The following is a 4676-nucleotide window of genomic DNA, read 5'->3' as shown; positions in this document are numbered from 1 at the left end:
GCCGCTCTCCGCTCCCGCCCCGGCGCCGACCTTCGCCCCGTCGGCGGCCCGGTGGAAGGCGGCGGCGGCGGAGCGCTGCACGACCGCCGAGAGATCGGCCGGCGTGAACAGATCGGTGGCCGCGACGACGGCGTCCAGATCGATGTCCCCCTTGTTCGCGACCCGGTCCAGCAGCCCTTCGAGCAGCACCCGGCGCCCCTTGGCGTCCGGCGGCCCGACAGGGAGGACGAGATCGAACCGGCCGGGCCGGATGAACGCGGGATCCAGCGCCGAGACCGCGTTGGTCGCGCAGATCAGCAGCCGGCCCTGCACCCCGCGGAACTGCGGGATTGCCTTGAGCAGCTCGTTGACGACGGACTGGTTCTCCGGCCGGGTCTCGCGTGACTGGGCGATCTCGTCGACCTCGTCAATGAACACGACGACCCGCTCGACCCCCATGAGGTCGTTGATCGCTGACCGCAGCTCGGCGGCGAGCCCACTGCCGCCGGAGGCCAGCCGTGAGGGCAGGAGCTCGACGAACGGCCATTCCAGCCGGGCGGCGACCGCCCGGGCGAAGGACGTCTTGCCGGTGCCGGGCGGCCCGAACAGCAGCATCGCCGTCGGGATGACGACTCCGTATGCCTCGGCGAGCTCCCGTTCCCGGACCGGCAGCAGCAGCCGCTTCTCGATGAGCGCGCGCTCCTCCTCCATCCCGGCGAGGTTGGACCACTCGGAGGTGCTCAGCAGCGCGCCGCCCCACCGCTCGACGGTGGAGACGTCCGCCGGGCGCAGGGGAACCTGCTTGTCGTAGAGTACCTGCCCGGTAGCGGTGAAGCCGCGGTTGAGGAACGCCTCCTCACCCGGCTGCCCGGGGGTGATCAGCGTGGTGATCCGCCGGCAGCCGGCGTGCAGGAGCAGGTTCTCCACGCTCTGCAACAGGCTGGAGCCAATGCCGTGGTGACGCCAGGCGGGCGCGATGGCGACCGTGAGCACCCGGCCCTGGCCGCCCTCCTTGCGCCCGACCGCGGCACCGACGAGATGCTCGCCCGCGACGGCGACCACCGCGGGGGACTCGGTGTCCGGGAGTTCGTGCCGCAGCGCCAGCACGGTGTCGGTGAGGTTGATGGGCGGGCCGCCCGGGGTGCTCCGCACTTCCTCCAGCAGGCGTACTGTCGCCGCGTAGTCGACGGTCTCGTAGGGACGGATGTGCCAGATGGGCACGCTGGCTCCTTCAAGTCGGTCACCGACGGATCGTCGACTCGACAATGCCCTTCTGTTCCGCCCCGATCAGCAGGGACTGACGAAGCTTTCTGGCGGGACCTTGGGACCGCCGCCCCCGGCCGAAGGCAATCTTCGTGCCTGTAGGTGCTCCCTTGGGCGGGGCGGCCCCTACTCCTGCGCGTTCCGGTGGTGATGATCAGGACGGACGATCTCAGCCGAGTGTTCTGGCCGCTCGGCGCGGCGCCAGGCGGCGTCGGTGAGTAGACGCAGTCCGTTGAGGCCGACGATGACGGTGGAGCCCTCGTGGCCGGCGACTCCCAGCGGCAGCGGCAGGGTGCCGATCAGGTCCCAGATCACCAGGCCAGTGATGAACAACGCGGCGATGACGAGGTTCTGCACTACCAGGCGGCGGGCCCGCCGCGCGAGGGCGACGACAGCGGGGATGGTGGCCAGTTCGTCGCGGACCACCACGGCGTCGGCGGTGTCGAGGGCGAGGTCGGAGCCGGCGCGGCCCATGGCGATGCTGGCGTAGGCGGCGGCGAGTGCGGGGGCGTCGTTGACGCCGTCGCCGACCATCAGCACCTTCCGGCCGGCCTGCTGGAGGTTTTGGACAGCGGTGACTTTGTCCTGGGGTAGTAGACCGGCGCGGACGTCGGCGATGCCGACCTCGGCGGCGAGGTGGGCGGCGGCGCGCGGGTTGTCGCCGGTGACCAGGACAGGCGCGGTGCCGGTCGCCGTGGCCAGGGCGGTGACGGTGGCGGCGGCCTTGTCGCGCAGCCGGTCGGCGATGCCCAGCACACCCACCGGGGTATCGTCCAGGATGACCAGGACCGCGGTACGGCCCTTTTCTTCCAGGCGGGCGGCCACCGCGGCGGCCGGGTGCTGGGAGCGGTTGCCCAGCAGCCGTACGGGGCTGCCGACCGCGACCGGCTGGCCGTTGACGGTGGCGGTCACGCCGGTGCCGGCGGTGGAGGTGAAGGTCTCCACCGGCGGGATGTCCAGTTCGCGGGTGCGGGCGGCTTCCACGATGGAGCGGGCCAGCGGGTGCTCGCTGGGGTGCTCGGCCGCCGCCGCCAGCGCCAGCAGGCCGTCCTGGGTAAGGCCGGAGGCGGCCAGCGGCTGGATGTCCGTCACCCGAGGGGTGCCTTCGGTGAGGGTGCCGGTCTTGTCCAGCGCGACGGCGTCGACCTGGCCGAGGCGTTCCATGACCAGCACGGACTTGATCAGGACGCCGTGGCGGCCGGCGGTGGCGACCGCGGACAGCAGCGGGGGCATGGTGGCCAGCACGACCGCGCACGGCGATGCGACGATCATGAAGGTCATGGCGCGCAGCAGCGTCGGTTGCAAGGCCGCGCCGACCAGCAGCGGTAGCGTGAACAGCGCCACCGTGACCGCGACCATGCCGAGGCTGTACCGCTGCTCGACCTTCTCGATGAACAGCTGGGTCGAGGCCTTGGTCTTCGAGGCTTCCTCGACTATGGCCACGATCCGGGCGATCACCGAATCCGCCGGGTCGCGCTCGACCTTCACCCGCAATGCGCCGGTGCCGTTCAGGGTGCCGGCGAACACCTCGTCCCCGGTCTCCTTCACCACCGGCAGCGGCTCGCCGGTGATGGTGGCCTGGTCCACCCCGCTCGCCCCGTCCAGAACCCTGCCGTCGGCGCCGATGCGTTCGCCGGGCCGCACCAGGATGATGTCGCCCGTCCTCAGCTGCTCGGCGGGCACCGTCTCCTCGGTGCCGTCGTCGGCCAGGCGGCTGGCGGTGGCGGGCGCCAGATCGAGCAGGCCGCGCACGGAGTCTGCGGTCCGGGCGGTGGCGACCGCCTCCAACGCCCCGGAGGTGGCGAAGATGACGATCAGCAGTGCCCCGTCGAGCACCTGCCCGATCGCCGCCGCTCCCAGCGCGGCCAAGACCATCAGCAGGTCTACATCCAGCGTTTTCGCCCGCAGCGCCTGAAGGCCCGCCCAGCCCGGTTCCCAGCCGCCGGTCACGTACACGGCCGCATACAACGGCCCCCACGCCCACGCCGGCGCTCCCAGCAGGTACAGCGGCAGGGCCAACAGGAACAGCACGAGCGCCGCAGCCGCCCAGCGGATCTCGGGCAAGGCGAAAACCCGGGTGTGGCGCCTGCGCGGCGTCGCCTCGCCGGCGGCGCGGGCAGCCGTCGTCGGACGGGCCATGGCGATCGACATCGGTAGCGGGATCCTTTGCGCGCGACGGGCACAGTGACAGCTCGACCATCATACAGGAACAGATGAACAAATGCTCATGTAAGCATGGTTGGGTGTATACCATAGCTGCGTGGGTCATGGAGCCGCACCGTCTGCCAGCTACGTCCCGCGTACCCGCCTGGATGCGGTCAGCGCCGCGAAGGTCGCCACCACTCTCCAAGCGCTGGCGGCCCCGTCGAGACTGTTGATCCTCGCCCGGTTACGCGAGGGCCCGCTCGCCGCGACCGAGCTGGCCGCCGAGGTCGGTCTGGAGCAGTCCGCCTGCTCCCACCAGCTCCGCCTGCTGCGCCATCTCGGCCTCGTGGCTGGCACCCGCAAAGGCCGCTCCGTGGTGTACTCCCTCTACGACAACCACGTCGCCGAGCTCCTTGACCAGGCCCTCTACCATGTCGAACACCTCGGCCTCGGCCTCGCGGACACCCCCGCTACCGACGCCGAGCCGGAGCGGGAGACGGCGACCGCCCCGACCGCCTGACGCGCCGACCACGCATCCCGCCCGTGCCGGTGGAGGCGCGGTCGCGCCGTCCCCAGGCGCGGGCGGCCAAGTCTCGCGGGCGGCCAAGTCTCGCGGTCAATGGTCCGGGCAAGAGGGATCCGGGCAAGAGGCAAGGCGGTGCCCATCGAGCGCTCTGGAGGTGGCCGCGGGGGCGGACTGGAACGCCGATACGGACTTCGACCAGGATCGTGAAGGTGGACCAGTACGCCAGGGCCGGCATCGCTTTCTACTGGCGGGTCGAGCAGGCCGCTACCGGTGTTCCGCTGGTGTACACCTATGTCCTCGATCCGGCGAGCGGGGCCTACCGGGATGGAGAGGTGTTCACCGGCGTGGTCAAGATCTCGGCTCCCTTCGCGGCAGAGATCGATTTCGGTCAACTCTGATACCCATCCTTACCGCTGGTGACATCGAGGCGTACCGTCTGGCCGGGTGTGGGCAGGTACAGTGCCGCGCTTTCGGTGTCGTACAACGGTGTGCCGGTGGGTGTGTCGATGGGTGTGCCAGCGCCGGGAACCATCCGCGAGGGTGAGGAGTTCGACGGCTCCGGCGGGGCGGTCCTCGTGCCTGGCCCCGACGATCACCTCGTCGCCGTCGATGCGGGCCGGGGCCCGGTGTCCGGCCCGGTCAGCTGGTGGCGCCCGCCGCCGGGCGGGCGGAGAGGGCGCTGGCGGCGTTGGCCGCGGCGGGCGGGCCGGTGGCGGGCTGTTTCGAGCAGATCCCGGACCCGCGGGACCCGCGTGGAGTGCGT

General features: G+C 71.4%; 4 protein-coding genes. 2 read left to right on the top strand and 2 right to left on the bottom strand.

Annotated features, from left to right (window positions below; genetic code table 11):
- The coding region (locus AC08OP_RS04735; protein ID WP_476613075.1) for an ATP-binding protein at window positions 1–1200 on the bottom strand (1200 nt) is incomplete at its 3' end.
- 168 nt (window positions 1201–1368) lie between these two features.
- Window positions 1369–3393 carry a heavy metal translocating P-type ATPase gene (locus tag AC08OP_RS04730; protein WP_476613074.1) on the bottom strand — a complete coding sequence of 675 codons (2025 nt, stop codon included), beginning with the start codon at window positions 3391–3393 and terminating at the stop codon, window positions 1369–1371.
- Between the two features lie 109 nt (window positions 3394–3502).
- Here AC08OP_RS04730 and AC08OP_RS04725 point away from each other — a divergent pair, with 109 nt between their 5' ends.
- Entirely contained in the window at window positions 3503–3907 is a 405-nt protein-coding gene (locus AC08OP_RS04725) for an ArsR/SmtB family transcription factor (RefSeq protein ID WP_476613073.1), read from the top strand.
- 215 nt (window positions 3908–4122) lie between these two features.
- A complete protein-coding gene (locus AC08OP_RS04720; RefSeq protein WP_476613072.1) occupies window positions 4123–4311 on the top strand; it encodes a hypothetical protein in 189 nt (62 codons plus the stop codon).
- The last annotated feature ends 365 nt before the right edge of the window (window positions 4312–4676 follow it).

This window comes from Frankia sp. CeRuru1 (assembly GCF_977966315.1).
This window is presented reverse-complemented; position numbering and strand designations above follow the sequence as displayed.